Annotated in this window: 29 protein-coding genes; 13 read left to right on the top strand and 16 right to left on the bottom strand. The window is 39.8% G+C overall.

Annotation, left to right across the window (positions count from 1 at the left end):
* The 4 genes from B2V92_RS01265 to B2V92_RS01280 all read right to left on the bottom strand — a co-directional run.
* Nucleotides 1-1,102, bottom strand: a 1,102-nt coding sequence (locus B2V92_RS01265; RefSeq protein WP_293304110.1) for a TonB-dependent receptor, incomplete at its 3' end; no start/stop codon positions are given.
* A 181-nt stretch (nucleotides 1,103-1,283) separates the two neighbouring features.
* Nucleotides 1,284-2,165: a twin-arginine translocase subunit TatC gene (gene tatC, locus B2V92_RS01270; RefSeq protein WP_349681414.1), complete on the bottom strand. Its 882-nt coding sequence runs from the start codon at nucleotides 2,163-2,165 to the stop codon at nucleotides 1,284-1,286.
* Entirely contained in the window at nucleotides 2,162-3,205 is a 1,044-nt protein-coding gene (locus tag B2V92_RS01275) for a hypothetical protein (RefSeq protein ID WP_293304111.1), read from the bottom strand. The genes tatC and B2V92_RS01275 overlap by 4 nt, the downstream gene beginning before the upstream one ends.
* Entirely contained in the window at nucleotides 3,181-3,516 is a 336-nt protein-coding gene (locus B2V92_RS01280; protein ID WP_293304112.1) for a PadR family transcriptional regulator, read from the bottom strand. Before B2V92_RS01280 ends, B2V92_RS01275 begins: the two co-directional genes overlap by 25 nt.
* Nucleotides 3,517-3,677: 161 nt before the next feature.
* Here B2V92_RS01280 and B2V92_RS01285 point away from each other — a divergent pair, with 161 nt between their 5' ends.
* From B2V92_RS01285 to B2V92_RS01305, 5 genes are all read left to right on the top strand, one after another.
* The gene (locus tag B2V92_RS01285) at nucleotides 3,678-4,508 is read left to right on the top strand and encodes an ATP-binding cassette domain-containing protein (RefSeq protein ID WP_293304113.1); all 831 of its coding nucleotides are present in this window, start codon (nucleotides 3,678-3,680) and stop codon (nucleotides 4,506-4,508) included.
* Nucleotides 4,509-4,514: 6 nt separating this feature from the next.
* Nucleotides 4,515-5,294 carry a hypothetical protein gene (locus B2V92_RS01290; RefSeq protein ID WP_293304114.1) on the top strand — a complete coding sequence of 260 codons (780 nt, stop codon included), beginning with the start codon at nucleotides 4,515-4,517 and terminating at the stop codon, nucleotides 5,292-5,294.
* Nucleotides 5,295-5,298: 4 nt separating this feature from the next.
* A complete protein-coding gene (locus B2V92_RS01295) occupies nucleotides 5,299-5,676 on the top strand; it encodes a GntR family transcriptional regulator (protein WP_293304116.1) in 378 nt (125 codons plus the stop codon).
* Nucleotide 5,677: 1 nt separating this feature from the next.
* A complete protein-coding gene (locus B2V92_RS01300; protein WP_293304117.1) occupies nucleotides 5,678-6,397 on the top strand; it encodes a hypothetical protein in 720 nt (239 codons plus the stop codon).
* Nucleotides 6,398-6,597: 200 nt separating this feature from the next.
* Nucleotides 6,598-7,266, top strand: a complete 669-nt coding sequence (locus B2V92_RS01305) for a phosphatase PAP2 family protein (RefSeq protein ID WP_293304118.1) — start codon at nucleotides 6,598-6,600, stop codon at nucleotides 7,264-7,266.
* Nucleotides 7,267-7,301: 35 nt separating this feature from the next.
* Here B2V92_RS01305 and B2V92_RS01310 read toward each other — a convergent pair whose 3' ends face one another.
* The 4 genes from B2V92_RS01310 to B2V92_RS01325 form a co-directional block, all read right to left on the bottom strand.
* Complete coding sequence (locus B2V92_RS01310; RefSeq protein WP_293304120.1) at nucleotides 7,302-8,759, bottom strand: TlpA family protein disulfide reductase; 1,458 nt, start codon at nucleotides 8,757-8,759, stop codon at nucleotides 7,302-7,304.
* 199 nt (nucleotides 8,760-8,958) lie between these two features.
* Complete coding sequence (locus B2V92_RS01315) at nucleotides 8,959-9,573, bottom strand: YdeI/OmpD-associated family protein (protein WP_293304121.1); 615 nt, start codon at nucleotides 9,571-9,573, stop codon at nucleotides 8,959-8,961.
* Between the two features lie 154 nt (nucleotides 9,574-9,727).
* Nucleotides 9,728-10,630, bottom strand: coding sequence for a helix-turn-helix domain-containing protein (locus B2V92_RS01320; RefSeq protein ID WP_293304123.1), 903 nt, complete (start codon nucleotides 10,628-10,630; stop codon nucleotides 9,728-9,730).
* Between the two features lie 75 nt (nucleotides 10,631-10,705).
* Nucleotides 10,706-11,302, bottom strand: coding sequence for a Crp/Fnr family transcriptional regulator (locus tag B2V92_RS01325; RefSeq protein ID WP_293304125.1), 597 nt, complete (start codon nucleotides 11,300-11,302; stop codon nucleotides 10,706-10,708).
* 111 nt (nucleotides 11,303-11,413) lie between these two features.
* On the opposite strand from B2V92_RS01325, the gene B2V92_RS01330 reads away from it, so the two are divergent.
* The gene (locus B2V92_RS01330; RefSeq protein WP_293304127.1) at nucleotides 11,414-12,208 is read left to right on the top strand and encodes an alpha/beta fold hydrolase; all 795 of its coding nucleotides are present in this window, start codon (nucleotides 11,414-11,416) and stop codon (nucleotides 12,206-12,208) included.
* A 59-nt stretch (nucleotides 12,209-12,267) separates the two neighbouring features.
* A complete protein-coding gene (locus B2V92_RS01335) occupies nucleotides 12,268-12,690 on the top strand; it encodes an OsmC family peroxiredoxin (protein WP_293304128.1) in 423 nt (140 codons plus the stop codon).
* A gap of 99 nt (nucleotides 12,691-12,789) precedes the next feature.
* On the opposite strand, the gene B2V92_RS01340 is transcribed toward B2V92_RS01335, so the two are convergent.
* Entirely contained in the window at nucleotides 12,790-13,092 is a 303-nt protein-coding gene (locus B2V92_RS01340; protein ID WP_293304130.1) for a hypothetical protein, read from the bottom strand.
* Between the two features lie 162 nt (nucleotides 13,093-13,254).
* On the opposite strand from B2V92_RS01340, the gene B2V92_RS01345 reads away from it, so the two are divergent.
* Both B2V92_RS01345 and B2V92_RS01350 read left to right on the top strand, forming a co-directional pair.
* Complete coding sequence (locus B2V92_RS01345) at nucleotides 13,255-13,881, top strand: Crp/Fnr family transcriptional regulator (RefSeq protein ID WP_293304131.1); 627 nt, start codon at nucleotides 13,255-13,257, stop codon at nucleotides 13,879-13,881.
* 96 nt (nucleotides 13,882-13,977) lie between these two features.
* Complete coding sequence (locus B2V92_RS01350; RefSeq protein WP_293304132.1) at nucleotides 13,978-14,718, top strand: glucose 1-dehydrogenase; 741 nt, start codon at nucleotides 13,978-13,980, stop codon at nucleotides 14,716-14,718.
* Nucleotides 14,719-15,015: 297 nt separating this feature from the next.
* Here the strand turns inward: B2V92_RS01350 and B2V92_RS01355 are convergent, their stop codons facing one another.
* The gene (locus B2V92_RS01355) at nucleotides 15,016-15,333 is read right to left on the bottom strand and encodes a winged helix-turn-helix transcriptional regulator (protein WP_293304133.1); all 318 of its coding nucleotides are present in this window, start codon (nucleotides 15,331-15,333) and stop codon (nucleotides 15,016-15,018) included.
* A 136-nt stretch (nucleotides 15,334-15,469) separates the two neighbouring features.
* Between B2V92_RS01355 and B2V92_RS01360 the strand changes: the two genes are divergently transcribed.
* Nucleotides 15,470-16,405 (top strand): DsbA family protein, encoded by a 936-nt coding sequence (locus B2V92_RS01360; RefSeq protein WP_293304135.1) that lies wholly within the window; start codon nucleotides 15,470-15,472, stop codon nucleotides 16,403-16,405.
* An 8-nt stretch (nucleotides 16,406-16,413) separates the two neighbouring features.
* Here B2V92_RS01360 and B2V92_RS01365 read toward each other — a convergent pair whose 3' ends face one another.
* The 6 genes from B2V92_RS01365 to B2V92_RS01390 all read right to left on the bottom strand — a co-directional run bounded on the left by B2V92_RS01365 (nucleotide 16,414) and on the right by B2V92_RS01390 (nucleotide 22,574).
* Nucleotides 16,414-17,043 (bottom strand): hypothetical protein, encoded by a 630-nt coding sequence (locus B2V92_RS01365; RefSeq protein WP_293304137.1) that lies wholly within the window; start codon nucleotides 17,041-17,043, stop codon nucleotides 16,414-16,416.
* A 137-nt stretch (nucleotides 17,044-17,180) separates the two neighbouring features.
* On the bottom strand, nucleotides 17,181-18,632 hold the full coding sequence (locus tag B2V92_RS01370; protein ID WP_293304139.1) for a TolC family protein: 1,452 nt from the start codon (nucleotides 18,630-18,632) through the stop codon (nucleotides 17,181-17,183).
* 22 nt (nucleotides 18,633-18,654) lie between these two features.
* The gene (locus B2V92_RS01375) at nucleotides 18,655-20,019 is read right to left on the bottom strand and encodes an HlyD family secretion protein (RefSeq protein WP_293304141.1); all 1,365 of its coding nucleotides are present in this window, start codon (nucleotides 20,017-20,019) and stop codon (nucleotides 18,655-18,657) included.
* Nucleotides 20,012-21,016 carry an ABC transporter transmembrane domain-containing protein gene (locus B2V92_RS01380; RefSeq protein WP_293304142.1) on the bottom strand — a complete coding sequence of 335 codons (1,005 nt, stop codon included), beginning with the start codon at nucleotides 21,014-21,016 and terminating at the stop codon, nucleotides 20,012-20,014. Before B2V92_RS01380 ends, B2V92_RS01375 begins: the two co-directional genes overlap by 8 nt.
* A 134-nt stretch (nucleotides 21,017-21,150) precedes the next feature.
* Complete coding sequence (locus B2V92_RS01385; RefSeq protein ID WP_293304144.1) at nucleotides 21,151-21,489, bottom strand: hypothetical protein; 339 nt, start codon at nucleotides 21,487-21,489, stop codon at nucleotides 21,151-21,153.
* Between the two features lie 296 nt (nucleotides 21,490-21,785).
* On the bottom strand, nucleotides 21,786-22,574 hold the full coding sequence (locus tag B2V92_RS01390) for a glycoside hydrolase family 16 protein (protein WP_293304145.1): 789 nt from the start codon (nucleotides 22,572-22,574) through the stop codon (nucleotides 21,786-21,788).
* A gap of 477 nt (nucleotides 22,575-23,051) precedes the next feature.
* Here B2V92_RS01390 and B2V92_RS01395 point away from each other — a divergent pair, with 477 nt between their 5' ends.
* The 3 genes from B2V92_RS01395 to B2V92_RS01405 are packed head-to-tail and all read left to right on the top strand — an operon-like array spanning nucleotide 23,052 to nucleotide 25,070.
* A complete protein-coding gene (locus B2V92_RS01395; RefSeq protein WP_293304146.1) occupies nucleotides 23,052-23,516 on the top strand; it encodes a DUF983 domain-containing protein in 465 nt (154 codons plus the stop codon).
* Nucleotides 23,517-23,565: 49 nt separating this feature from the next.
* Entirely contained in the window at nucleotides 23,566-24,438 is an 873-nt protein-coding gene (locus tag B2V92_RS01400) for an AraC family transcriptional regulator (protein WP_293304147.1), read from the top strand.
* Nucleotides 24,439-24,491: 53 nt separating this feature from the next.
* On the top strand, nucleotides 24,492-25,070 hold the full coding sequence (locus tag B2V92_RS01405) for a Crp/Fnr family transcriptional regulator (protein WP_293304149.1): 579 nt from the start codon (nucleotides 24,492-24,494) through the stop codon (nucleotides 25,068-25,070).
* The last annotated feature ends 336 nt before the right edge of the window (nucleotides 25,071-25,406 follow it).

A 25,406-nucleotide genomic window follows, 5' to 3' on the forward strand; every position in this document is an offset into this window, starting at 1 on the left:
TGCTGCGGATATCTGATAATAAATTACCTGATGCAGCCAGCAGATATTGTTGGCGCTGATCGGTAATGCCGGTACCATTGTTGTTAAAATGATTATAACCCAGCGTTGCTGTAAGCTCATCTTTGGGGGTAATGCTCCAGCTCAGGTTAATGCCGGTTTGGTAGCCCGCCCTGCTAATGGGATTGCTACCATCCTGAAAGAAACTATTAATGCTATCTCTTGTGCTATTATACGAAAGGCGGTTGAGCGAACTCCTTGTAATGGTATTTAGCTGTTTGTTGCCACTAAAAAAAATACCTGCACCGAAATTGCCTTTTTTTACATTTAGGTTTACCGACCCATTTTCGAGCCTTGTTCCGGCAGATGCGTTGATACTGCCGTTTATGCCCTGAAATTTGTTGTCTTTTAATACAATATTGATAATGCCCCCGGTTCCGTTGGCATCGTATTTCGCCCCCGGACTTGTAATTACTTCAACACTTTTGATCTGGCTGGCCGGAATGGACTGGAGTGCATCCGCAAGGCTGGCTCCAAAAATGCCCGAAGGTTTTCCATTGATCAGGAAGCGTACACTCGGGCTGCCCTGTAGTTCAACGTTTCCGTCGATATCAACACTTACCATAGGTACCTTTTTCAGTACATCCAATGCAACACCATTCTGTGCGGTAAGATCGTTGGCCGTATTATAAACAGTTTTATCAATCTTGTTTTCGATGATTGGTGTTTTAGCTGTAACGGTAACAGATTGTAACTGATCCACGGTAGAAACCAACAATATTGTGCCCAATGCAATGGATGATGATGTGGCGTTGATGGTTACCGGATCGAAGATTTTTTCTTTATAACCGATAAAATCAATGGTAACTTTATATATTCCGTTCGGAAGTCCGGATACGGTAAAGGTCCCCTTAGCATCGGTACTGATGCCATTAACAACGGTTTTTGTGCCTGTTTTAAAAATGGTAATGGTTGCAAAATCAACCGGTTCTTTGGTAGCAGCATCAAGCACTGTTCCAGAGATTTTAGCTTTCCCTGGATTACTTTGGGCAGATAAATTATTGAATGATAAAATAAGGATAAATAGAATTAAAAGGTGCCGCATGGATAAAGATTAAGTAATATCATGCAAATATCCCATGAGATTCTGTTGCGAAACTGAAGAAGCACGGTTTTTAAAACCGATTTTTAATTGTAAAGGAATAATTACATCGGATGGTTAAGTAGAATTAGCGGGAAACTATACAATTGCTTTGGACCGTTAGGGGATTAAATTTGTGAAATCATTATCTTATTCCGGCATGAACGGTTCTGATAGTCTTTTGTTCAACGCGTATCGCTACCATGATACTGATTTCGTATAGGATCATTAGGGGTACGAATACGATCAGCATGGTTTGTATATCAGGGGTAGGGGTTACTACAGCTGCAATAATCAGCATAATTACAATCGCATATCTTCTTGAGCTACGCATCAGTTTTGGTGTTAATAAACCCAATCCGGAAAAAATCAGAACGATTACAGGCATTTCGAAAATAATTCCTGTTCCGAGGGTAAGGGTAACAATTGATGAGAGATAAGAATCAATAGTGATCTGGTTTTCGATTACTTCGCTCACATGGAAACCTACCAAAAAACGGATCGAATATGGAGCGATGATATAATACCCAAAAAGAATACCAGATAAAAATAATATACTGGCGTAAAAAACAAAACCGCTGGCCGCCTTTCTCTCTTTTACACGTAGTGCAGGTTTGATGAAAAGCCATATTTCAAATAAAAGATAAGGGAAACCGAGTATAATTCCTATGATGACCGACGAATTGAGCTGAAGGTTAAACTGGCCGGCCATTTCGGTATTGATGATCTTGAAGTTAATCTCCTTAAGGCAATAATCTGTACCTAATTTAAACCGTTCAGCAATCCAGCACATGGTACGGTAGGTCAAAAAATCGGCCTTTTTGGGGCCAAGGATGATTTTGTCGAATATAAAATCATAATAAGAGAATGCCCAAGCCGTAGTGATGGCTATAGCCAGGGCTGCCCTGATTAAATGCTTACGGAGAACATCCAGATGGCCGAAAAACGACATTTCAGCATTGCTGTCATCTTCATGTTTCTTTAAGCTTAATAACCACTCGCGAAGTTTATTTTTTTTAAACATCATCTGATCAGCGGTCCCGTCTTTAATAAATGGCTTAAGTAACCGAAAGCCTTTTGATAAAAAAGCCCGATAAGCAAGAAGGACAACATTATGAAATGATTAATACTGAACATCCGCATATGAAAGCCATTTAGTTCTGATAGCCAGAATAACGTGAGGCCAAATTGAATGCAGAATAGATTTAGAACCCTCTTTTGCGAAAAGCTAACCATCCATCCCAATATGCCGAATAAAGGACAGCCAATAAAAAGAGGGAGATTAGGAATGCCATAAGTGTAACTGAATATTATAGCTAAGCATGCAACTGCACCCAGTAATAATGCGCTTTTCCAATTTATTTTTCTATTGAAAGATAAAAGTGTGCGTATGCCCGGGCTGTTTCCTATCAAAAGAAAGTAACCAAGCACTGTTATAAGTCCAAGATAAAAAAACTGCGTTAAGGTTTTAAATTTTGGAGCTATGAAATGGAGCATATCCATTTTACCAAAGTCGATAAGCTGTATGATGAAAAATCCAGATGCAATTATAATGGCAGCCGAAATCATCGCTGATAAAACATTCAACCTCAGAACATAACTGCTTAGTAATTTTGTTATTATGTTTCCTCTTAGAATAAAAGCAAGGATAATACCGATCAGGCTAAAAATGAGGATATCAAAAAGCAAAGGCCAAAAATTACCGTAACCAGTAAAGGTACCTACAGGTGATAAATGGCGTGTTTTGAATACGAAGGCCGGTATTACAATAAAAACAGATTGCAGAAAAAGTACTAATACCGCTCCATAAATCATCAATAAACCATTTTTTCTGAAAGTGATATCTGGATTGACTTTTTCAAATTCGGCCTGTATAGAGGAAATAGATCCGATACGTTTTGTAGCTATTGTCCATACTTCTTCGTCGCTAAGGCCAAAACCTGTAAGCTCTGATATTATTTCCTCCAAATGATCTGTAATTTCTTCTCTGTCGTCTGCTGTTAGAGAAGTTTTATCTAAATCTGACTGCCATTGGAGTATTTTTATGCTGATGTAAGTGGTGTCCATAATGTATTTAAAAGTCCGTTCATAAATTCCCAGCTCTGCTTCTCCTCCCTGAGCTGCATCATTCCTTTATCGGTAATGGTATAATACCGCCTTCTTTTTTGATTTTCAGCAATCCGCCATTCAGAAAGGATAAGTTCCCTGTCTTCCAGTTTCCTTAATACCGGATACAATGTTCCGTCTGAATACAGGATTTTACCTTTAGAGGCCTCCTTTATTTTTTTGATAATCTCATATCCATAGCTCTCTCCCTCTATAAGGGTTGCAAGTATAATGGGAATAGAAGATGCCGCAGTTAATTCTTTTGATAGCATAAGTACATTTTTTTCAAATATACATAGAAGTTCAATGTAAAAAAATAAATATGATAAAGACTAATAAAAAACTGTCTAAATATTTTTAAATGTGAAATTTAAATTTACTTTTGTACTGTGTTACATATGTGATACAGTGATATACTAAATCTGCTTTCAATATGATAGAGATCATCGACCTTAGTTTTGGATATTCCAAAAAAAACATCCTGCTAAAAAAGTTAAATCTTAGCTTGGAAAAAGGCCATATCTATGGCCTGCTTGGAAAAAATGGCGCAGGAAAATCAACCCTGCTCAAAAACATTTCTGGCCTTGCCTTTCCTTTCGAAGGAAAATGTACGGTTAACGGGAAAATTGCGTGTAAAAGGGAGCCTTCTTTTCTTCAGGAACTTTTCTTTATTCCTGAAGAAGTACACATGCCTTCACTCAGTACCAATACCTTCGTTGATCGTACGTCGCATTTTTATCCAAAATTCGACAAACCATATTTTTATAAAGTACTATCCGAATTCGATGTTGATCCGGGTGAAAACTTAAACAGACTTTCTTTTGGGCAGCAAAAAAAGATGATGATCTCTTTTGGCCTTGCTACTAATACTTCACTTCTGATTATGGATGAACCAACCAACGGCCTTGATATTCCGTCAAAGGTACAGTTCAGGAAAGTGATCTCCTCGGCATTAACAGACGAGCGTTGCATTATCATTTCAACACATCAGGTTAGGGATCTTGATAGCCTGATCGATTCACTTGTTATACTCCATAATAAAAAGATTGTGCTTAATCTTCCTTTGGAAGCGATCGAGGAGAAATTGTTTTTCAGCGCGGCAAGCAAAGCCGATCCAAGCAACGTACTTTATTGCGAAAATAACATGATCGGCACAAACACAATCAGTATCAAAAATAACGAGCAATACGGCAAGGTTGATATGGAGCTGCTTTTTAATGCCATTATTAGTGGCGATAACCAGATTTTACAACATTTGAACTAAACAGATATGAACGATATATTCAACATAAGCCGGTTTATCGGCCTTTTAAAAAAACACAGTTCTGAAAATTATAAAACCTACCTAATGTCTACAGGCGTACTGGTAGGAATTCTTACATTAATACTCAGCTTTTTAGCCTACATGAGTGATGGCCACATTGGCGTTTTTCAACAAGGGATTATTTTTTTAAACGTAATGCTCTTTTCGGGTACTATATTCTGCAGTATGATCTTTGCTGATCTGGGTAGCAGAAAGAAAGCAATCCCTATACTTACCCTTCCGGTATCGCATATTGAGAAATACCTGGTTGCATGGCTTTACTCTTTTGTTATTTTTCAACTGGTTTATGTGGGCTGTTTTTACGCAGTAGATTATATTGTGGTACATACTGCCAATAACGGTATTTTAGATAAAAACAGTATGGTAAACGTTTTTTCGTTAGATGACAAATTCTGGATCGTATTCCCTCAATTTGCTGTTCTTCATGCGATATGTTTTATTGGGGCGATTTTTTTCGAAAGATTGCATTTTATCAAAACAGCGTTTCTTTTCTTTGTTTTTATTTTACTTATCAGCCTGCTTAATCCGGTTCTGTTACATTGGATATTCGGAATAACCATTGATAAAGGTGTGCCTTTCGGGGCGGTTGGGATTACAGAACATGGCAATTTCTGGATGATCAGAAGAAATACGGTAGGTGATTACATTTTACTCGTATCGCTTATTTTGGTATGCGTTTCATTATGGGCTGGTACCTATTTTAAATTAAAAGAGAAACAGGTTTAATTGTATGGAATTTAGGGAAAACGAAGCCATATATTCTCAGGTTGCAAGTTTTGTAACCGAACAGATCATGCTGGGCAAATGGCTGCCCGGTGATAAAATCCCTTCTGTTAGGGAGCTTGCGTCAGATCTTCAGGTAAATCCCCATACAGTTGTTAGGGCCTACGATATTTTGCAGACAAAGGAAGTGATTTCGAACAAGAGAGGGATCGGTTTTTTTATTCTGACTGATGCGATTGAAAAAATCAAGGCTTTTGGAAAAGAGCGTTTCATGGGCCAGGATCTTCCCGAACTTCTCAAGAGCATGTACCTATTGGATATCGGCATCGAGGAGATTGCCGAAAAGTTCGAAACATACAAAACAAATATTAACAAGACCAAATAATATGAAAAATAGTACAATTATGATTATTTCGGCAATAGCTATCATATTGATTTCGCTAACCGCATACAATTTCAATCTGAGGGCATCATATAGGAACGGAGATTATAAAAACCCATTTTATGGTTTAGATTACAATGCCATAGGCAATACATCGAAGGTTGAACTTAACTGTTCTAATAATATCCAGTGCCAGATACGCCAGGGTAAAAAAAATGGAATTTACCTCAGTGAAAGAGCTAAAGGTAAAGTTTGCTGGAGTATCGAAAATGGAATTTTGAAAATTAACCTTACAGATGCTGCCAAGAAATCGGATTTTATGGTTTATAACGATGATATGATTATTGTGTTACCCAACTTAGAACATTTCGGAGCAAAACCTTACTTCAGTTCTGAGGCGGCAGAACAGGTAGGAAGGTTGTATGGAAAGGTAACCATTAGTGGTTTCAGACAGGATTTGATGACTGTTGATCTTGGTGCTTTTTCATCAGTTTTTCTTGATAGCCTTTACGTTGGTAAACTTAGCGCATCTATCGGACTGAAAGGAAAAAAACATTCGCGCCTTTCTTTAAATTCGGGGACTTTTGGAACAGCTGTTTTCGGAATTCCCGGGGGAGGAAGTCTTGAGCTTTTTGATCCACAGATCACTAAAGCAGAATATCATATATCCCGACAGGCAACGGTAACCCTTAACGGAAAACCACTTCAGGCCATCGAACAGTAATTAATATCTTTACTTTTGCTTTTGTTATGGGATATTACCGAAAAGCGGGAATAGCCCATATTTTTTGCACTTATCTAAGTATTAAATCCTATCTAATCCGAAGCAGATCTATGTTAAATTCAGGATTTCTTCAGGATTAAGGTTTATTATTGGCCTGCCTTTGGTATTTTGCAGGAAGTAGAATAGGAAAATGATATTGTATGACAATAAATAAAAGAATTAAGACAATTATTGCCCTCGCGGTTTTACTGGTATTCCTTGTATTGCTCTGTGTATCGGGCACAGGCCGCGATTTACTGAACGCTTCGTATCCGCAGGATTCACATATTTTTTTAATGGTGAATGGATGGCATAATGCTTTTTTCGATCCTATTATGCTCGCTGCAAGCAGTAAACTGTTCTGGATACCTTTTTATCTGATTCTTGTTTATGTGCTCTACAGGTCTTTCGGCAAAAAGGTATGGTTAACTTTATTGATCATCGGATTGCTCATTGCCTCGGCAGATCAGGTATCTTCTGGGATAATCAAAAACCATGTTCAACGGCTCAGGCCATCGCACGAAGTTAAGCTTATGCCACTGATCCACCTGAGCAAGGCCGGAGCCGGAGGGATGTACGGTTTTGCCTCCTCACATGCAGCTAATGCATTTGCCCTTTGCATATTCCTGATCATGATCCTTGATAAAAAATATAAAACCATAAAAATCATTGTTGGTGTATGGGCGGTTTTAGTTTCGTATAGCCGGATTTATAATGGTGTCCATTATCCTTCTGATGTATTGGTTGGGGCGGCAATAGGGATTTTGCTCGGGGCAATTTTCGCTTTGCTCCATACTGGTTTACAGAATAAATGGAAAAATAGCTTATAGTTTTTTCGGAACATCGAAGAGTTTGGCTAGAAACTTTAATCTGATTGCGGAAGCGACAAAAGTTTGTTAATCATTGATTTTATTACTTCATTTTCGGGGAAGGCTGAAAATTTAGTGGTGAGTTCGCCTTTTTTGTTATACAATAGATAAGATGGGATATATTCGAACTCAAACCGGTTCATAACATATTTCCACTGCTTATCATCCAGGTAATACTGTTCATTACCTATTCCTTTAATTTTTTCCTGCCATAGTTTTTGGGGCGATGAATGGTTGGTTAGGTATACAAATACAACATCTTTACCATGAAATTCGGCTTTTGCAGGTCTAAAACGTTGCATAGCTTCCAGGCAGGGGCCACACCAGGTTGCCCACAGGTCGATCAGGATAACTTTGTCCTTATGTTTGGAAACAATGGTTTCAATAATCTTATCAGCTGCAATTGAAGATACATCATTAATAACCAACGGTGATCTGAATTTATCTAATTCAGTTACCTGTTGGTTTTTATGGAGTAATATTTTTGCAATTTCCCCATTTCCCCAATAACTCAGGATGTTTTCTTTTTGTTTTGCAGTTAGCGGTCTTACTTCTTCGGTTAACTGTTCGCCATAAGCATTGGCAGCTAAAATATCGTAATATGTGCCGTTATTAAACCCGATCAAACCTGATAAAATAGTTTTTGCAGCAGTTAGCCATGTGGGTATGTCGATTTCATCTATCGGAGGTATGGCTAAAATTTCATTTTGGAGCATCTTTTTTTGAAATTCGAGAAATGTAAAAGCCTGCAGATTTTTTGGGTTATCGAGCTTTAAATCAGCTAAAAAACGATAATACGATCTGTCAATTTTCTGGATATCAGGCTTTTTGTTTTTGTCGCCATTGGTTCTGCTGTAATTGGCCATCATTGCATTGTGGTAATCAAATACAGCTCCTTTGTAAAAAAACAGGCTAAAATCGTTATACAGTTCTTCTTTTAATTCATTTGATATTAAGGTATCATTTTTTACTACCAATAATATTTCTGATAGGAGCGTTTTACTAGAATTCAAAAAATGATCAATACTCTTATTATATAGAGGCTCCATTGGTCTGCTGGGTACATAGGTAATCATTTTACCCATAAGATCGATGTGCCGGGTCATATCATTTCGATTCATGCCGGGTTTAACAGTGATATTTTCGATATTAAATTCTGAGTTGTAAGCAATATCAAGGTGGGTAACCCCACCGCTCTTTAACCTAACAAGGAGGGGTTTTTGTGGATTTAAACTGGTAGAAAAGCGAATTAGTGAAATATTGGTTTCCACATCAATATTAAGTGAGAATTTCCCTGATTGATCAACTCGCGCTTGATATTTGACAAACTCTCCCGAAATTTGATGTGGAACAGTAACATTTACAAAAATATTATTCTTGTCTGCATCATTTGCAATGGTAATCCTTCCAGTTAATTTAGCTATGCCTGATACTATGGTTGTTGTATCTGCCATCGCAACAGACTGTTTGTATGATAGTAATAACAAAAGGCTGAGCAGACAGGAAAAAATCAACTTTATTGTTTTGATCATATTGGTGTGTTCAGTAAAACTGGTTCTTCACAACTGTTGGATATGGTAAATTAAGGATAAATTTTCCTTAATGCACTATCTTAGAAGAGAAAAGGCCTGGTTTACACTGCGGCATCAACATTTATTTTTTGTGCTTCCAAAATCTGCCTTTCCCGTCGGCTATCCATTCCAGCGCTTCATTTATTCTTTTTTGCCGGGTTTCATCGGTCTTGGCATCGCTTATCCAAATAATATATTCCTTACGGAAAGAATTAGACTTTGCTTCATAAACCTCTTTGGCCTTTGGGTTGCCGTTTAGAGCATCCTGGAGATAATCCGGAGTGTCTAATATCTTAGGTTTCTCATCTACAGATTTTTCCCTTTTTATCTTTACACCGTTCTCGTTCAAAGCCATGGCTTCTTTTATAAACGCTATAAACTCCTGGTCTGGAGGTAGCTCGTCTAATCGGGTTATTTTACCCAGAAAACGTTTGATCGGTTTAACATCCTTGCCAGCCTTTAAACGCGGATCGCTCATTAATTCACCTTTCAGAAAGGTAAATGAACAGTGTTTTCCGTAGGCCGCCATTACGCACATGTGATCTCCCTTGTAATCAAAATGCGGAATGCCCCATTTTATGGCCTCTTCTACCTGTTTGCAGTTTTCGTTGATCAGCCTGCGCCAATGGTTAAGGATGGGTTTTGCAAAATCTTCTGCGGCGGCGATGTAGGTATCTATTGCTGAATTGTTGCTCATGGTGTTTTTTGTTTAAGACTTAAGTGATCCGGACATTTTCTTTACATGCAGAACGATAAGTACTTTTGTTGGTATAATTTAAATTGATTTCACAAAGAAACCTACATAAACGCAAAATAATCGGTCGAAAACTTGGTTTTACAGGTCAATTTAATTACCTGCGCGCCCGGCGGAATGTTGAAGGTGCTATACCGACCTGTTTTTTAAAGAATTTACCAAAATTGGCTGGGTCAGAAAAATTAAGCTGATAGGCAATCTCTGCGATCTCGAAATCAGTGTATCTAACAAGTGATTTGGCTTCGGTAGCCAAACGTTCGGCAATAAAACTCAGCGCATTTCTGCCAGAAACCTGTTTAACAGATTGCGAAAGATAATTTGCAGACACCGCTAACAATTCGGCATATTCTTTAACCGTGCGTTTGTAGATATAGTTGTTATCGATCATCTGGATAAAGTTCCGCACCAGTTTTTCCTGCTGGGTGGCTGGCAACATTCCCTTGTCTCTTTCCAGGGCAAATCCCTCCAGGTGGCAAAGCAGGCCCAGTAATTTTAAGCGTGCTTCCAGATGACCATCTTTATCCGAGTGTTCGTATGCCTCGAAAACAGTTTCAAAATGCTGTGCCAATCTACTGAACATGTTATGCCCAAACTTAAACAGATTGGTACGGTGCAGATCAAATAAGGTAAACTGCTTGTGGAAATCCGGCCGGAAAAACGAAAAGGCTTCGGCTTTAAAATAAACGATGTAGCCCTCGAGGGCATTGTTATGGGCAAAACTATAAACCAGGTTCGGCGAGTGGAATACCAGATAACTGTTCGGGTCGCTGGCTGTCTGATCGCCATAATCGACCTTAACTTTACCCGAATTGAACAGTAGCGCGAAAAAGTAAAAAGAACGCTTAAATGGAGGTCTGTAAACAGGTATATTGCCTCCATCAACCGGTTTTAACCGAAGGCAGAAAAAGTCTGGATTAGCTGTCCTGGAGTGCCAGGGTATGGAGGCAAGAAAATCATTTATTTCTGTATAATAGGGCAGTGGGGAACTTATTTTTTCCATAAATGATGTGAAATCGCCTGATCAAAAATAACATTTTAATCTTTGTTTATCACGCGAATGTTGCCTGCAAAGACCTTATTTTCCAACCATTCTTTTACGTATCCGGCTAAGCGACGGCCCCTGGATACCCAGATAAGAAGCGATATGATAAAGTGGTACCGAATTAAAAATGTTTGGATGTTTTTCCATCATTTCGCGGTAACGGTCTTCCGGGGTTTTAAATAAGAATCCTTCGGTATTGGTCATCACTTCATGAAAAGCCGTTTCGGCCACAATTCTTCCAAAGCGTTCCCATTGGTGCGATTGTCCATAAAGTTCATTGAGGTGATCGATATGAATATACAGGATAAGCGAATCTACCATTGCCTCGGTATAATATTCGCAGGCTGTTTGGTTCAGAAAACTTTTATAGGAAGCCACAAACTGGCGATCGGTAAAAAAAAGCATATTTTTTTCTTCGCCTGTATCGCTATTTACCCGATAAATTCTGAATACACCGTTAATTACAAAGCCCAGGTGTTTACATACATTTTTATATTCATTGTAAAACTCGCCCTTTTTGTACTGTTTTAATTTCCAGTATGGTAACGATAATTCAAATGCCTCCGGCTTCATTCCGGCTGATCCCAAAATCGATCTTAATAGTTCTATTTCTGTTGTACGCTCTACCATGTTATAAAATTATAGATTTTAAACTGTTTTTCGATTTTAACCTGGGTTAAACTTTTTGGCGCAGCATAGCCCGATGTTTGTATTGTCCTAAACAATTAGGCATTAAACAACATGAAAAAAGTAATTATAATGATGGCAATGAGTGTACTGGGTTTTACTGCTCAGGCTCAAAAAGCAACTAACAAAAATGCTAAAACAATTGTACTTGTTCACGGCGCGTGGTCGGATGCATCATCGTGGGATGCAGTAACTCCTCTATTAAAAGCACAGGGTGAAGAAGTGATAAATGTTAACCTTGCTGGTCATGGAAAAGACAGCACTTCATTTGCCAACATCAGTTTAAAGGGTTATGTTGATCAGGTAAAAGCAGCCATAGGCACCCGCACCAATGTAGTTTTGGTAGGACACAGTTTTGCAGGAATGGTAATCAGCCAGGTAGCAGAAGAAATTCCGGGCCAGATTAAAGAACTGATTTTCCTTGCAGCAGCCTTACCGCATAATGTAGATAGCCTTTTATCACTGGCCAAACAAGATCCCGCATCCCATATTGGTAAATCATTAAGCATCAACAAAGAGCATGGTGCAGCAATCATCGCAAAAGATGCTGTGGCAGATATTTTTGCAGCAGATGCGCCTGTACAGATTCAACAATATTTGGCAGCCAATATTAAAGCAGAGCCATTAGCACCGCTAGCCACACCGGTACAACTGACCGATAAAAATTTCGGCAGCGTTAAAAAAGTCTACATCCATACCGTTAACGATAACGCAATCAGTTATCCTGCACAGCAATACATGGTAAAAATGGGTAAAGTGGCAAAAGTTTATACCCTGCAGAGCAGCCATACACCTTTCATTTCTATGCCTGATAAACTAGCGGCAATCTTGATTGGCGAAAGCAAATAATAAACATAAATCAATAATAAATTAAATAACAGATTCTTTTTATCATCAATTAAAACATCATGAAACGCACAGCAAAAGCACATTGGAACGGTACTTTACAACAAGGTAAAGGAGAAATTACCACACAAAGCACTATACTTAACGAAACACAATATTCATTTAAAACCCGTTTTGCCGATGGCATCGGTACCAATCCGGAAGAATTGGTTGCCGCCGCACATGCAGGTTGTTTTTCGATGGCACTCAGTGCAACATTGGAGCACCACAACATTACGGCAGGCGATATTTATACTAATGCAATTGTCGACCTTGACATGCAGGCATTAAGCATTACAGGCATCCATCTCGAATTAAAGGCAAGCATTATCGAAGGAGTAACTGAAGCGGCATTTACCGAAATAGCCGAAGGTGCAAAGGCAAACTGCATTATTTCTAAAGCATTAAATGTGCCCATTACATTAGCCGTTGTTTTCGGCGGATAATATGCGGTACGCAGAAGCTTACTGCCCGAAACCCATCAGATAATATTTGGTGGGTTTTTTGTTTAATCTGCTCCGGTTGTAGCGTCTGTTAAGCAAAATTTAATTGTCAACTTTCTCGTATTTATAAACCAGCGTTCTGCCGCTCGCATTAAAAATACTGTCCTGCTGTTCATTTTTGCGGTGTTCGGTCAGAACAGTATAGCTGGTATTTAAAAAGATTGCATCAGAATTTCTGGCAACGCTAGGATCCTTAGAATTGAAAGTAGCAGGGCCATCATTCTTAACCCTTGCCCTATACAAATCTCTTTTCCATTTATAAGGTGTAGTATCATCATCTCCCACCTTTTTTTTACAGCCTAATGCTATGATTAATAGCAATGCAACCAAAAAGTTTTTTGCCATGTTTGTTCTTTTTCTTTAAAAGAGTAAAAAAAAATGATTTTTCAAAATTCTGTCCTGGTATTTAACAAAAATTAACCAAATGATACGTACTGATAAGTGCTGGCGCGGATTAAGCCTTGTACGCTTAACCAATCTTCAAAAAACATAATAGGTTTGCAAAATATGCTTGCTAAAAAATGCCTTAATTTGTACTTTAACATGATGGAAGACCTTTCACCCTTTTTAGAGAATATCAAACGTAAAATCAGTCTTTCACCTGATAATACCGAGTTGCTTACCAGTGCATTCAGGGTGGTGAAGGTGAAAAGGAAACAAATGATCATTCAGCCGGGTTTTGTGGCCAAATACCGGATTTACGTGCTGAAAGGTGCTTTTCATTCTTATGTGATAGATGATAAAGGAAACCAGCATACCATACAGTTCGCAATAGACGATTGGTGGTTATCAGATTATAATAGTTATGTTCATCAAACACCGGCCACGCAGTTTGTAGAGGCCCTTGAAAATAGTACCGTTCTCCAGATTGATTATCAGACCGAACAGCAGCTCAAAGATGCTAATTGGGAACTGGCAACACTGTTCAGGCTGATGGCCGAGCATTCGGCGGCTTATCTGGCACGGCGCATCGTATCCAATTTAACACAAAGTGCTGAAGAACGCTATAATGATTTTGTTGGCAGATACCCAAAAGTGGTGCAGCGTTTGCCGCAGTATGCGCTGGCTTCTTATCTTAACATGACCCGCGAGTTCCTTTCGAAGATCCGTAACGATAAAGTGCGGAAAAAGTGAACTGGTTCACACGTTTTTCTTAAGATAGTTCATCGTTCTGCAGGTGCAATTACCCCCAACTTTGTGGTATAAAATTTAGTAATTATGTCACAAAAAATGAATAATAAAGTAGCCATTGTTACCGGAGGTAGCAGCGGTATTGGTTTGGCCATCGCCAAACGTTTTGCAGAGGAAGGTGCCTTGGTAGCCATTACCGGACGCAACCAAAAAACTATCGATCAGGCTATTGCCGAAATCGGTCCTAATGGTTTGGGTGTTCAGGGCGATGTTTCCAAACTGGATGATCTTACCCGGATTTATCAAACGGTAGCAGATCATTTTGGTAAGGTAGATACCCTGGTGGTTAATGCCGGCGTTTATGTGTTGGCACCACTGGCCGATTTTACCGAAGAACAGTTTGATCAGGTGAGCGATATCAATTTCAAAGGTGCTTTCTTTTCGGTACAAAAAGCTTTGCCTGTATTAAAAGATGGTGCATCGGTAATATTAATTTCTTCGACGGTTAATGGCAAGGGGATTCCCAATCATGCTGCGTATTCGGCAACCAAAGCCGCTGTGCGTTCGCTGGCCCGCAGTTTTTCTGCCGAACTGCTCGACCGTAAAATACGTGTTAATGCCCTAACCCCCGGACCTGTTGATACACCTGTGTTTGCTTCGGTTACCGATAGTGCAGAAGGAGCTGAGGCCATGAAAGAAGCGATGGGGAATTTTACCCCGGTTAAACGCGTAGCTGCGCCAGAAGAATTGGCAGCTGCAGCACTTTACCTGGCTTCGGATGACTCCGCATTTATGCTTGGTGCCGAATTACTCCTGGATGGAGGTTTAAGGGACCTTTAATCTGATCTTTTTAGGCTGATTGATAAAATTAATCCAAAGTCTACTGCTTAAACTCCTTTAAGTTTTTTCTTAAAGGAGTTTTTGTTTAAAATGATCTTTACAGGCTAAGCTTAGGAAGTAAATGCTTTATCTTAAAACAACTGTGGCACTAACTAAAATTACAGGGCCCGAAGAGATTGTTAGATTTATAGGGAACAAATTATAATGGTATAGAGTTCATCTATGTTGTAATGTATATCTGATCAATTTTAGTGATATCTCTGATGTTTTTGAAGATTAATTATCTGCCTTCTGGCGTTAAATATTTCCTATAGATTCTAACTGATGGAAAAAAGGCACAAGAGATTTTCCCTTTACAGATAGGTAATATTCAATATGGAGCGGTTTTTCGCTGATAATTTTCCTTTCCAGCAGTCCGGCTTCTTCCAGTTCGCGCAGCGCGGTAGAGAGCGACTGTTTGTTAGCACCCGGGATATCGCGTAACAGGCCGCTGAACCTTAAGGGACCGTTTAACGACAGGCGGAAAACCTCAGGTCTGAATTTCCCTGAAAGCAGTTTTAGCAAGGCCTGCGCTTTGCAGGTTTCCGTATTTTCGTCGCTGGTTTTTGTGGTCATGTTTTTTTGACTTATTGATGCTAAGGTTAATCTTTCGGAGATTTGTGCTAAAATAGAGATAAGATAGATCATTCTTAGACTTAGCATCAAAATATATCGAAGATTAGTTCTAAGATTTGATTTCTTTAAACGATGTATGCAAAGAAAACTTATGGACGGAAAAAACAATAATCCCCTGTTATGCGATCCCATATCCGGAATCTGTGAAATGCCGGGAACAGAACCTTCAATAGATGGAAGTTTAAAAACAGCTACCGGAAAAAAGCTCCGTATGCTTTACTTTACGGATCCCATCTGTTCATCCTGCTGGGGGATTGAAGCACAACTGAAAAAACTTAAACTCGAATATGGCCACGGACTGGATATCGAATACCGGATGGGCGGATTGCTTCCGAACTGGAGTTACAACAGTGGCGGGATAAGCAAACCATCTGATGTGGCCCCGCACTGGGATGAGGTGAGCCCACATTACCAGATGCCTATAGATGGAGATGTATGGATAAGCGACCCCCTCGATTCGTCTTACCCACCATCTATTGCTTTTAAAGCGGCCGAGTTGCAGGATATGGATAAAGCCCGTCGATTTTTCAGGATCATGCGCGAAATGGTTTTTCTCCGTAAAATCAACATCGCCAAATGGGAAAACATTACAGCTGCAGCTGAACTTGCGGGATTGGATACCGATCTTATGAAAATAGATTTTAACGGAGCAGCAAAGGTACTTTTTGAGGAAGATCTGAAACTGGCTGCAAATATGAGCGTGAGGGGATTCCCAACCATTTTTATTTTTAAAGGCAATGAAAATACTGAAAAAATATACGGCTTTAAACCTTATGGTGATTACGAAACCGCTATTAACCGTATTGCGCCAGAAATAACCAAAAAAGATTACGATAAAAATTGGGAAGCATTATTTGGTACCTTTAGGTCACTAACGTTGAAGGAGTTTTCCGAACTTTCTGATATTTCGCTCCCTGAAGCAAAGGTTCAGTTAGATACTCTGGTAAATGAAGGAAAACTTTCGGTATTTGATACAAAAAATGGAAGTATTTGGTGGATAAACCACCGGTAAGGTCAGCCCTAATAATTGGGGTCATATTTTAAAACTTTAGCCCTGAATTTTCCTTGGGCACTGTATACAACCGTATCGCCGATTTCATTACGTTCTTTAACTTTAAAATCAATGTATCCATATAAACTGTCACCGATTTTATAGCTTGCTTTATCCAGTACAAGTTGCTGATGAATGACCCAGTGAAGTGGTTTTTCAAGTTTTCCGGAAGGAACTACGTCCGAATATTGGTAACCTTTGGTATTAAATTTATTGTTATGGTAACTAATGTCAATACCGCTTCCGCCAAAAGGACCATCTAGACCGATGTGAATATTCAGGGTATCTGCCTTGTGAAAATATGCCTTACAGGTGCTAAAGGAAGAATTAAGAGAATCTGCTCTGCTGTGTTTTTCCCCGATTAGGATAGCAACTCTACTGCTCTGCTTTAGCGTGGAATCAAATTTCGGGAAGATTATAAATTCCTTTTGCTTATCCATTTTGGTAAAAATAGAATCTTTAGAAAGGTTCGGATTTACCTTAATAGTATCCCATTTTTCGATATGTTTTTTTGTGCAGGCGGTAAATAGGAGGGCGATAGTGAAAAGAGAGCTGAATAATCTGAAGATGTACATAAAGGCTTTAAAAAAAGATGCCAATGAACGCTGGTTTCCATAAGATGGCTACCCGAATGTTTGTAGAAACATTTCGGGTAGCCATCAATCCGGTCCAGATTTAGGTTTTTATCCTCATTTCAAACCATAATTTGAATTGACCATCTCAAATCAGAATATTTTTAATTCATTTCCCTTGTTCCGGCTTTATAATAGAGTTCGGCCAGCGCTTTCTGATAGCCTGCTACCATGCTTTCCTGTTTAATTTTCATATCAATTAGTTTGGTTTCGCGACTGTTGATCAAAAACAGTGTACTTTCTCCCAAAGTAAATTTTTGGTTCTCGCCATTTACCAGGATCTGCTGGTTTTCGATGCTTTTTGTCTGTACAGCCAGCTGTGCCGAATAGGCAGAAACATCGTTATAAGAAGCAATAACGTTATTTCTGATTTCCCTTCCAAACTGTTTTATGTCGTAATCCAGTTCCTGTTGTTTAATTTTAACCTCTCTTAGTTTTCCCCTTTCCGAACGGAGAAATAGCGGGAAAGCCAGCTCAATACCGAATTTATAATTGCTCCAGTTAAAATCATAGTATCCGGGAACACTGCTGTTCAATCCGGTGCGGTTCGAAATCAGGTTACCGATTACATTCAGTTTTGGTTTGAGCAGCTCCTGGCGGTAACTTTTCTCAATGGCCAGTTGTTCGCCTTTGCTTTTTAACTTTAAAAGCTCCGGATGTTGATTAGAAGCTACGCCCAAAAGCGTATCCAATAGCAGGGGCGTTGGGCGGACAATTTTTTGATCAATATGCTGTGGCATGGCTTCGGTTGGAAGCTCCAAAGGGCTACCCTGATCGTTCCAAAGGTGATTGGAAAGTACCAACCTTGCATTTTGCAGTTCAATAGCGGTTTTTTCTTTTTGTATTATCCTTTCCTGTACCGTAATATAGGCCTCAACAGAGTCGATACCCGGTTTATCGCCAATAAGGGTCTGTGCACTCAGGGCTTTGAACCTGCGCTGCGCAAGATCTAAACCTTCATTAATCAGTTTGTACTGTTTATGGGCGTAGTACCAGTTCCAGTAATCTTTAACAATGCCGTACCAAACCGCATTAATCTGCTTAAGCTGATCGGCCTCTGCATACTCAACCATTATTTTCGATTGGCGCAGCGTACTTCTCCGTGCATCAATAATCAGTCCCTGACCTAAAGGAATACTCAGTCCGATAGCCGATAAGCCCTGTTGACCGGTACGGTTTTCGGGATTGAGATAGGTGCCTGCATTACGGTCGTAACCCAATTTAAGATCTGCACCGGCAAGCCACAGCGGGATTTTTAATTCACTGTTCCATTTGTTGTAATATTCGGTACCACCAAATAATTTTTTGCTGAACCCTGCTTTTAATTCAGGGTCAAAATAACCCAATGATTGCAGGACTTTTGCCCTTGCAGATTCACTCAGCAATTGGGCCTGTTTGATTACGGGATGGTACCTGAAAACCATCAGTTGCAGGTCTTCCAGCGAGAAAACTTTTCCGGTATCAACGTTTTTTTCGATTATTGGCAGTTGTGCAAAGCTGGTTTTAGCAGATAACAATGCTAAAACCAGTATGATTAATATTTTTTTTAAAGCCATTTTCATTTTATCATCTCCATAGCTATTTTTTATCCTTTGTGCCGGTTACAGGTTCCTTTTCCAAACTTGGTGGAAATCCGTTCAGCTGGCGCCATATTTCGTACCAGAGCGGTACCGATCGTAGGATAATGCGGCCATAAACACCCGATCCCTGTCTTAACTGTGGTGGCCAGGGTTCATCTTTTGATGGAACAGGATTGGTTTGGCTTACCAAAAGGCGGTATTTTCCTCCTGTGCTGCTGGTGCGGTCGATAGAAAATACCTTACCCGCAAATGTGCCTACCGCTACCGATGGCCATCCCGCAAACTGTACCGATGGCCAGCCTTCAAACTGAAGCCTTACATCGCTGGTGTCTAATATTAACGGAACATCCATTGCGCTTACGTAAATTTCTGCAGCAACCATGGGCGATTTTGGCTGTAAAGTAGCTACCGATTCGCCTTCTTTAATGTTCTCGCCAATACCCGCTTTCAGTGTTTTAACAATAAAGCCATTTTGGGGTGCCCTAACCACATATAAACCACGCCTTACGTTGAGGTTTGAAATGTCGTTACGTAATTTGGCAATATCGCCCTGCGCACTTACCTTGCCCGAAATGGCCGAGCTCATGTCTGATTGTGCTTTCGACATCGATTCCTGGTATTTTACCCTGATGTTGTCGAGTTCGATGCTGGCATTTAATAAATTCTGCGCCGAATTATTCAGTTTATTCCGCTGACTGATTACTTTGGCATTATCTTCCTGTAGTTTAAGTCTCCTGGTTTCAATATCAGTTAACGAGAAAAGCCCGTTTTTATACCCTGTTTCATATCTTTCCAACCTAACTTTTGTGGTTTCGTAAAATTTCTGCACCGCAAGCAGGTCGGCACTATCAATACTCACATAGTTTCTGGCCTGTAATACTTTATTCTCTGCGGCTTTCATCTGGAAATGTAAACCTTCGCTAAGTGCCTTCATCTGTGCTTTGGTGGCATCTATTTTCTGCCCGGCTGCGGTTTCGCTGCCACGTTTGGCATCTAGCTGTTCGTTAAGGCGCACAGGCAGTTCGGGGTCAAAATACGATTGGCTGGTTTCAGAAATCAGTAATATGGTATCGCCCTTTTTTACTTCCTGTCCTTCGCGTACCGCCCAGTGTTCTATCCGGCCACCAATCTGGTTCTGTACTGTTTGTGGCCGGTCTTCCGGTCGTAATGCGGTTACCGTGCCACGTCCGGGTATGGTTTGCCGGTAAGGAAGAAAAAGCAGCAGCACAAAGAAACCCATAATAAACAGTAGTATCCTGCCCAGCCTTTTTGGTCCTTTTGCATCTATGATTTTGCCATTGGCATGTACCGAAAGTGTTTCCCAGTTCTGCAACTCTGCCAGGTTGTTACTTGTTTTACCCATGGTTTAGTTCTCCTTCCTCCAACTCCAGGTCGGTTACCACAGCCAGTTTTTCGCTACCGGTTATCATATCAAATACCGTGTTTAAATTGGTCATCAATTTTTCAATGGCATAGCTGATCTGTACAATAATCACCTCTGCCGCCACAAACTGACCAAAAGTCATCTGGCGTTCTACCACGAAATAAGAACCCAATAACAGTAACGCACCCATCAGTATGGTACGCATGGCAACCGCACTGATGAAAAATTTTCTCAAAATACCGAAGTGATCGTTACGTGACTGGATATAATTTGCAGTAATTTTATCGGTACGTTCGATAATCTCTTTTCTTTTGGTCGCACTCTGGCGATAGGTATCCAGATCCGAAGCCACCTCTTCTAAGTAGCCAACCACTTCATATTTGTAACCCGATTCTTCAATGCTGGTTTCAACGCCGCGGCGGTAATATAAAACGAGGATTAAGGCAATTACGATGAGTACAAAAGTTCCGAAGGCCATAAAAACCGGGTGATAAAAAGAAAGCAGGATCACACTGAAAAAAATGAGTACAGCGGCTGCAATAATATCAACAAGCAGTTTGGTAAGGCCTTTTTGGATAGTGAGGATATCAAAAAAGCGGTTAACCAGTTCAGTGGGATTTTCACCTTCAAGGGCTTTCTTCTTAATCCTTGGCAGGCGGAAAGCAAACTCGAGGGCGGTTTTGGTAAAAATCTTCTGTTCAAGAAATTCTACCAAAGTAAGCTGACCGATGAGCAATAAGCCGCCCACCACAATACCGGCCAAAATTACGGCAATAAGAATATAGGTTGAGCTGTACATTGCCCCGTTGGAGAGCAGGTTAAATACAGCGCTGGTTCCCAAAGGGAGCGATAAGCCGATTAAGCCGATAAGTATGGCATAAACGTAAATATAGTTGATGGTTTTGCGTTCGAGGTGAAGCATAAGCACCAATCTTTGCCATGGCGAACGGACGCCGGCAGCGTGATGATTTTTCATTTAATATCTTAATTTCAGGTGTTGATTATTAGTTGTTGGCCAGTAATAATGAACTTGTGGATAAACGTGTTGTGTGCATAGTATTCCCATTAGCATAATTGAATATGCATTACGGGGTATTGAATTAAAGGGGGCTAAAAAATGTGATCGGGAGGCGGTGTAGGGACGTTCTTTGCCGGGAAATTGCCCACTGAGGGCTGATAAGCATATTGATTAACCAGGGAATGGTTTGCAGGCTGGAGATTTGGGCATGCCATTACCGAAGATTCGTATAGCAGTAGCTTTTTCTTTAACTTTTCAAACGATTCTTCCTCTTTGGTTTTGTTTTCCTCACTGCTTTTTTCGATGGCGTAAGTATTGTCAGGAGATAAAAATATGGCTACCGAGAATGCCACAAATTTAGTAGCCAGCAGGCATAGCACCAGCAAACTAAAAATGTTCCTCAATAATTTTTTTCTCAGGTAATTCATCATCCTTGATACAAATATAGAACGGAAAAACAAGGAATAACCTATTGAAAACCAGTTTTAGGCCTTTTTTTAAAAGCCTGACACAAATGTTATACTAGTATTAAAACGGGATTAGAAAAGGGGAGGGATGATCATCGGAATGTTGGGTTTACGTCCAAATTATTAACAGAGGAGTTAATGCGTATACCCTTAAAAAAAACCGTCATTTCGAGCGGAGTGCAACACAGTCGAGAAATCTATCTCGAGGTAGATCTCTTCACTTCGCTATGCTCCGGTCGAGATGACGGGGAAAGAATTTATTACGTAATGTTATACACCCTTACATAATCTACACTCATGCTCGTAGGCAGAGCAGCATCATTAATGGTTTGTCCGGCAAGGTTGCCGCCAATGGCCATATTAAAGATGATGAAAAACTGTTTATGGAATTCGTCGGTACCATTAATGTTGTTGGTTGTGTTGGCTGTTGCGTACAAGTTGCCATCTACATACCATCTTATGCCTGTCGAAGTCCATTCAACCGCATAAACATGGTAATTTCCCGGTGATGTTGTGGTGTTATTGCTATAATATACATAACCGTTATTGTCCCAATGGATGGTGCCCAAAATAGAATTACTGGTATTTACATGCTCCATAATGTCTATTTCGCCACATTTAGGCCATCCAACAGTTCCTATATTGCTGCCCAGCATCCAAAATGCCGGCCAGGTGCCCTGTACCATAGGCAGTTTCATCCGGGCTTCGATGCGGCCATATTTTATGGAGAATTTTCCATTGGTATTAATCCTGCCCGAGGTGTAAGGCTGTCCGCCTACCGTTTGTTTACGTGCGGTAATGATCAGGTTGCCGCCACTCACGCTTACATTACTGGTTTGATAATATTGTTTTTCGTTGTTTACACCCAGATTTCCGTTTTCGTAATTCCATTTGGAGGTGTTTAAGCTGGTTCCGTCGAATTCATCCTGCCAAACCAGCGTTAAGGCCCTTGGGGTTGCGGTTTCATCTGCTGGAACAGATGTTTCCTGTTTTTCGGTTTTTTTACAGGCCGAAACCAGTACAGTTAACAGCAGCATTGTGCCAGCCATTTTTTTGAAATGATTAGGTAGTTTTCTCATAATTTGGTTAATAAATGATTAGGGATTTGATATTTGGTTAAAATTTATCTGATTTTGGATGATTATAAATGAACAGTTAAAATTGATTTTGGAACAGGGAACGGCTCAAAATAAACGGTTGGTGTCCCGATTAAAGTATGTTTTTAATTACTTTAAAGTATTTTTTATCTATTAATAAATACCGATTAATACCGTTTTGGTAAATGATTTAAGATTATATCCGGTTTTTATTAATTTTTAAATTATATTTAAAACTACAAAATATAGAATTAAAACTACAAATCAAAATTTTGCTTCATTTTATAGCGCTGGGCTTTATTCTTGACCGGTGATTTATGAGGTTAAGCCGGTATTTAGCCATGATTAAGTAAATAATACCATTAATAAGTTGATTGATACAATAAAGTATCCACATTTCGTTTTTACCTTTGATAAACGATTTTTTTTATGGAAAACAGTACCGATAATCGATTTTCAGATTTAAAATTAAGCACACAAAAAGATGCCGTATCTCAATGGAGCGGATTTATCCATTCAAAATGTCCCAGATGTAGAATGGGTTCGGTTTTTACAGGAGCCGTATATGGATTGAAAATCCAGAAAATGAATGAAGTGTGCAGTGTATGCGCATTAAAATTTGAGCGCGAACCAGGCTACTTTTATGTATCGATGTTTGTAAGCTACGCCATGAATGTGGCCGAAATCATTTCGATCAGTGTAGGTGCGTATATCCTTGGGCTCGATATTGTTTATGAAAACCTTTGGTATTTTGTACTGGCTATATTTACCGGTGTGGCATTACTTTCACCTTTCAATTACAGGTATTCGAGAATGGTATTGCTTTACTGGCTTTCTCCCGGTTTGCATTACGATCCATCACGTATTGCAGAAAATAATACTAAAATAGGCTGATCGGTTGGTGTAGCCTGCTTAAATGAGTAGATTCGCAATAAATTTGCGAATGAAAGAGCTTATACCCATTTTAGATTCATGCACGCTAACCGATAACAAAAGGGCCGATATTCTGGTCGATCGGTTGCAGAACTACCTGGATAAGCACCAGAACCTGGTTTTTCCGCACCGGCATAAATTCTATCATTTTGTGTTTTTTACTTCCGGTTCCGGCAGTCATTCCATTGATTTCAATACTTATGAAATTTTGCCAGGACAGATTTACTTTATGTCGCCAGGACAGGTGCATACCTGGGAATTTAATGAAGATGCCGATGGTTATATCGTAAATTTTGAAAGAGATTTTTTCCAGTCTTTCTTACTGAAACCTGATTACCTCGAAAGCTTCTCTTTTTTTACCGGTGCCGATCATGCCAATGTGAAAAACCTGCCGCCTGATATCAAAATGGAAGTAGAGCAGATCTGTAAACGCCTGTATGTACAGGTCAATAATCCCACAGATCACAATGCCGACTTTCAAAAAGTATTACTTTTATCACTTTTAATGTTGGTAGAAGAGCATACGCCTGTTGTTCAATCGCCGGCCTTCCAAACACACAACATGGTAGTGCTGCGCAATTTCCAGAACCTGGTAGAAGAGCATTATCTTTTAAAGCGGTTGCCAAAAGAGTATGCGGAGATGCTTCATCTTACCCCAAATCATTTAAATGCCATCTGTAAAGAACTGATCGGAACGCAGGCAGGAGAGGTGATAAGGGAACGTATTCTGCTTGAAGCTAAACGTCTTTTGGTTAGTGGTGAAGTCAATATTTCGCAGATTGCCAACGAACTTAACTTTAACGATAATTCTTATTTTACCAAATTCTTTAAAAAATATAGCGGCTTAACACCCGAGCAGTTTAAAAAAGAGCATTTGGCCTAATCGGTTTTTGATCTGCACATTTGCTATATTTACATCATTGATATTCCCTGAAAGTGATAGAGGTATTTAAAGCATATTTAAACGGAAAAGGCAGCTTTAGTGATGCCGAACTCAAACAGATCGAATCGGTAACCACCATTAAAAAACTGCGCAAAAGGCAATACCTGCTTCAGGAGGGTGATGTTTGGAAGTACAATGCTTTTATTACCAATGGTTGTGTACGCACCTACACCGTTGATGAAAAAGGAAATGAACACATCCTTAATTTTGCCGTAGAAAACTGGTGGACCGGAGATCGCGAAAGCCTGTTCTCGGGAAAACCATCAGTATATAATATCGATGCCCTCGAAGATTCGCAGGTGGCACTTATTACCAAAGAAAATTTTAACCTTCTTTGTAAAGAAATTCCTGCCTTTAATGATATGGTAAGCCTGATTCTGGAAAAGAGTTTTATTGTTTCCCAAAACCGTATCCAAAATTTTATCAGTTCTACCGCAGAAGAAAAATACCTTAAATTTCTCGAAAAGTTCCCCCATCTGCCCATGCGTGTACCACAGGGGATGATTGCTTCTTATCTGGGCATTACCGCCGAAACCCTGAGCAGGATCCGGAAGAGTATGCTGAAAAAGTAGTTTTAATAGATTTTCGTATCTCGTAATTTCTCCCGCGTATCGTCATTTCCGCATTTCCTCCCGAGGTCCGTCACCCTGAGCTTGGTTCAGGATCTTTCATGTAATGGAGAATCTATCCCGAAAAACACTTGGCCAAAATCGGTATAATCTGCGTTTAAAATCCTTTTAAATCTGCGGGAAAATAATAAGCCATTTACTATTTTGTTTCCCGCAGATAACGCATAAAAAGGCGCGCAGATTTAAAGAAATTACCCACACATCCCATCATTTCCGCGTTTCCTCCCGCGGTCCGTCATCCTGAGCTTGGTTCAGGGTCTTTCATGTAATGGAGAATCT

The organism is Pedobacter sp. UBA5917 (genome assembly GCF_002432345.1).
Taxonomy (GTDB): Bacteria; Bacteroidota; Bacteroidia; order Sphingobacteriales; family Sphingobacteriaceae; genus Pedobacter.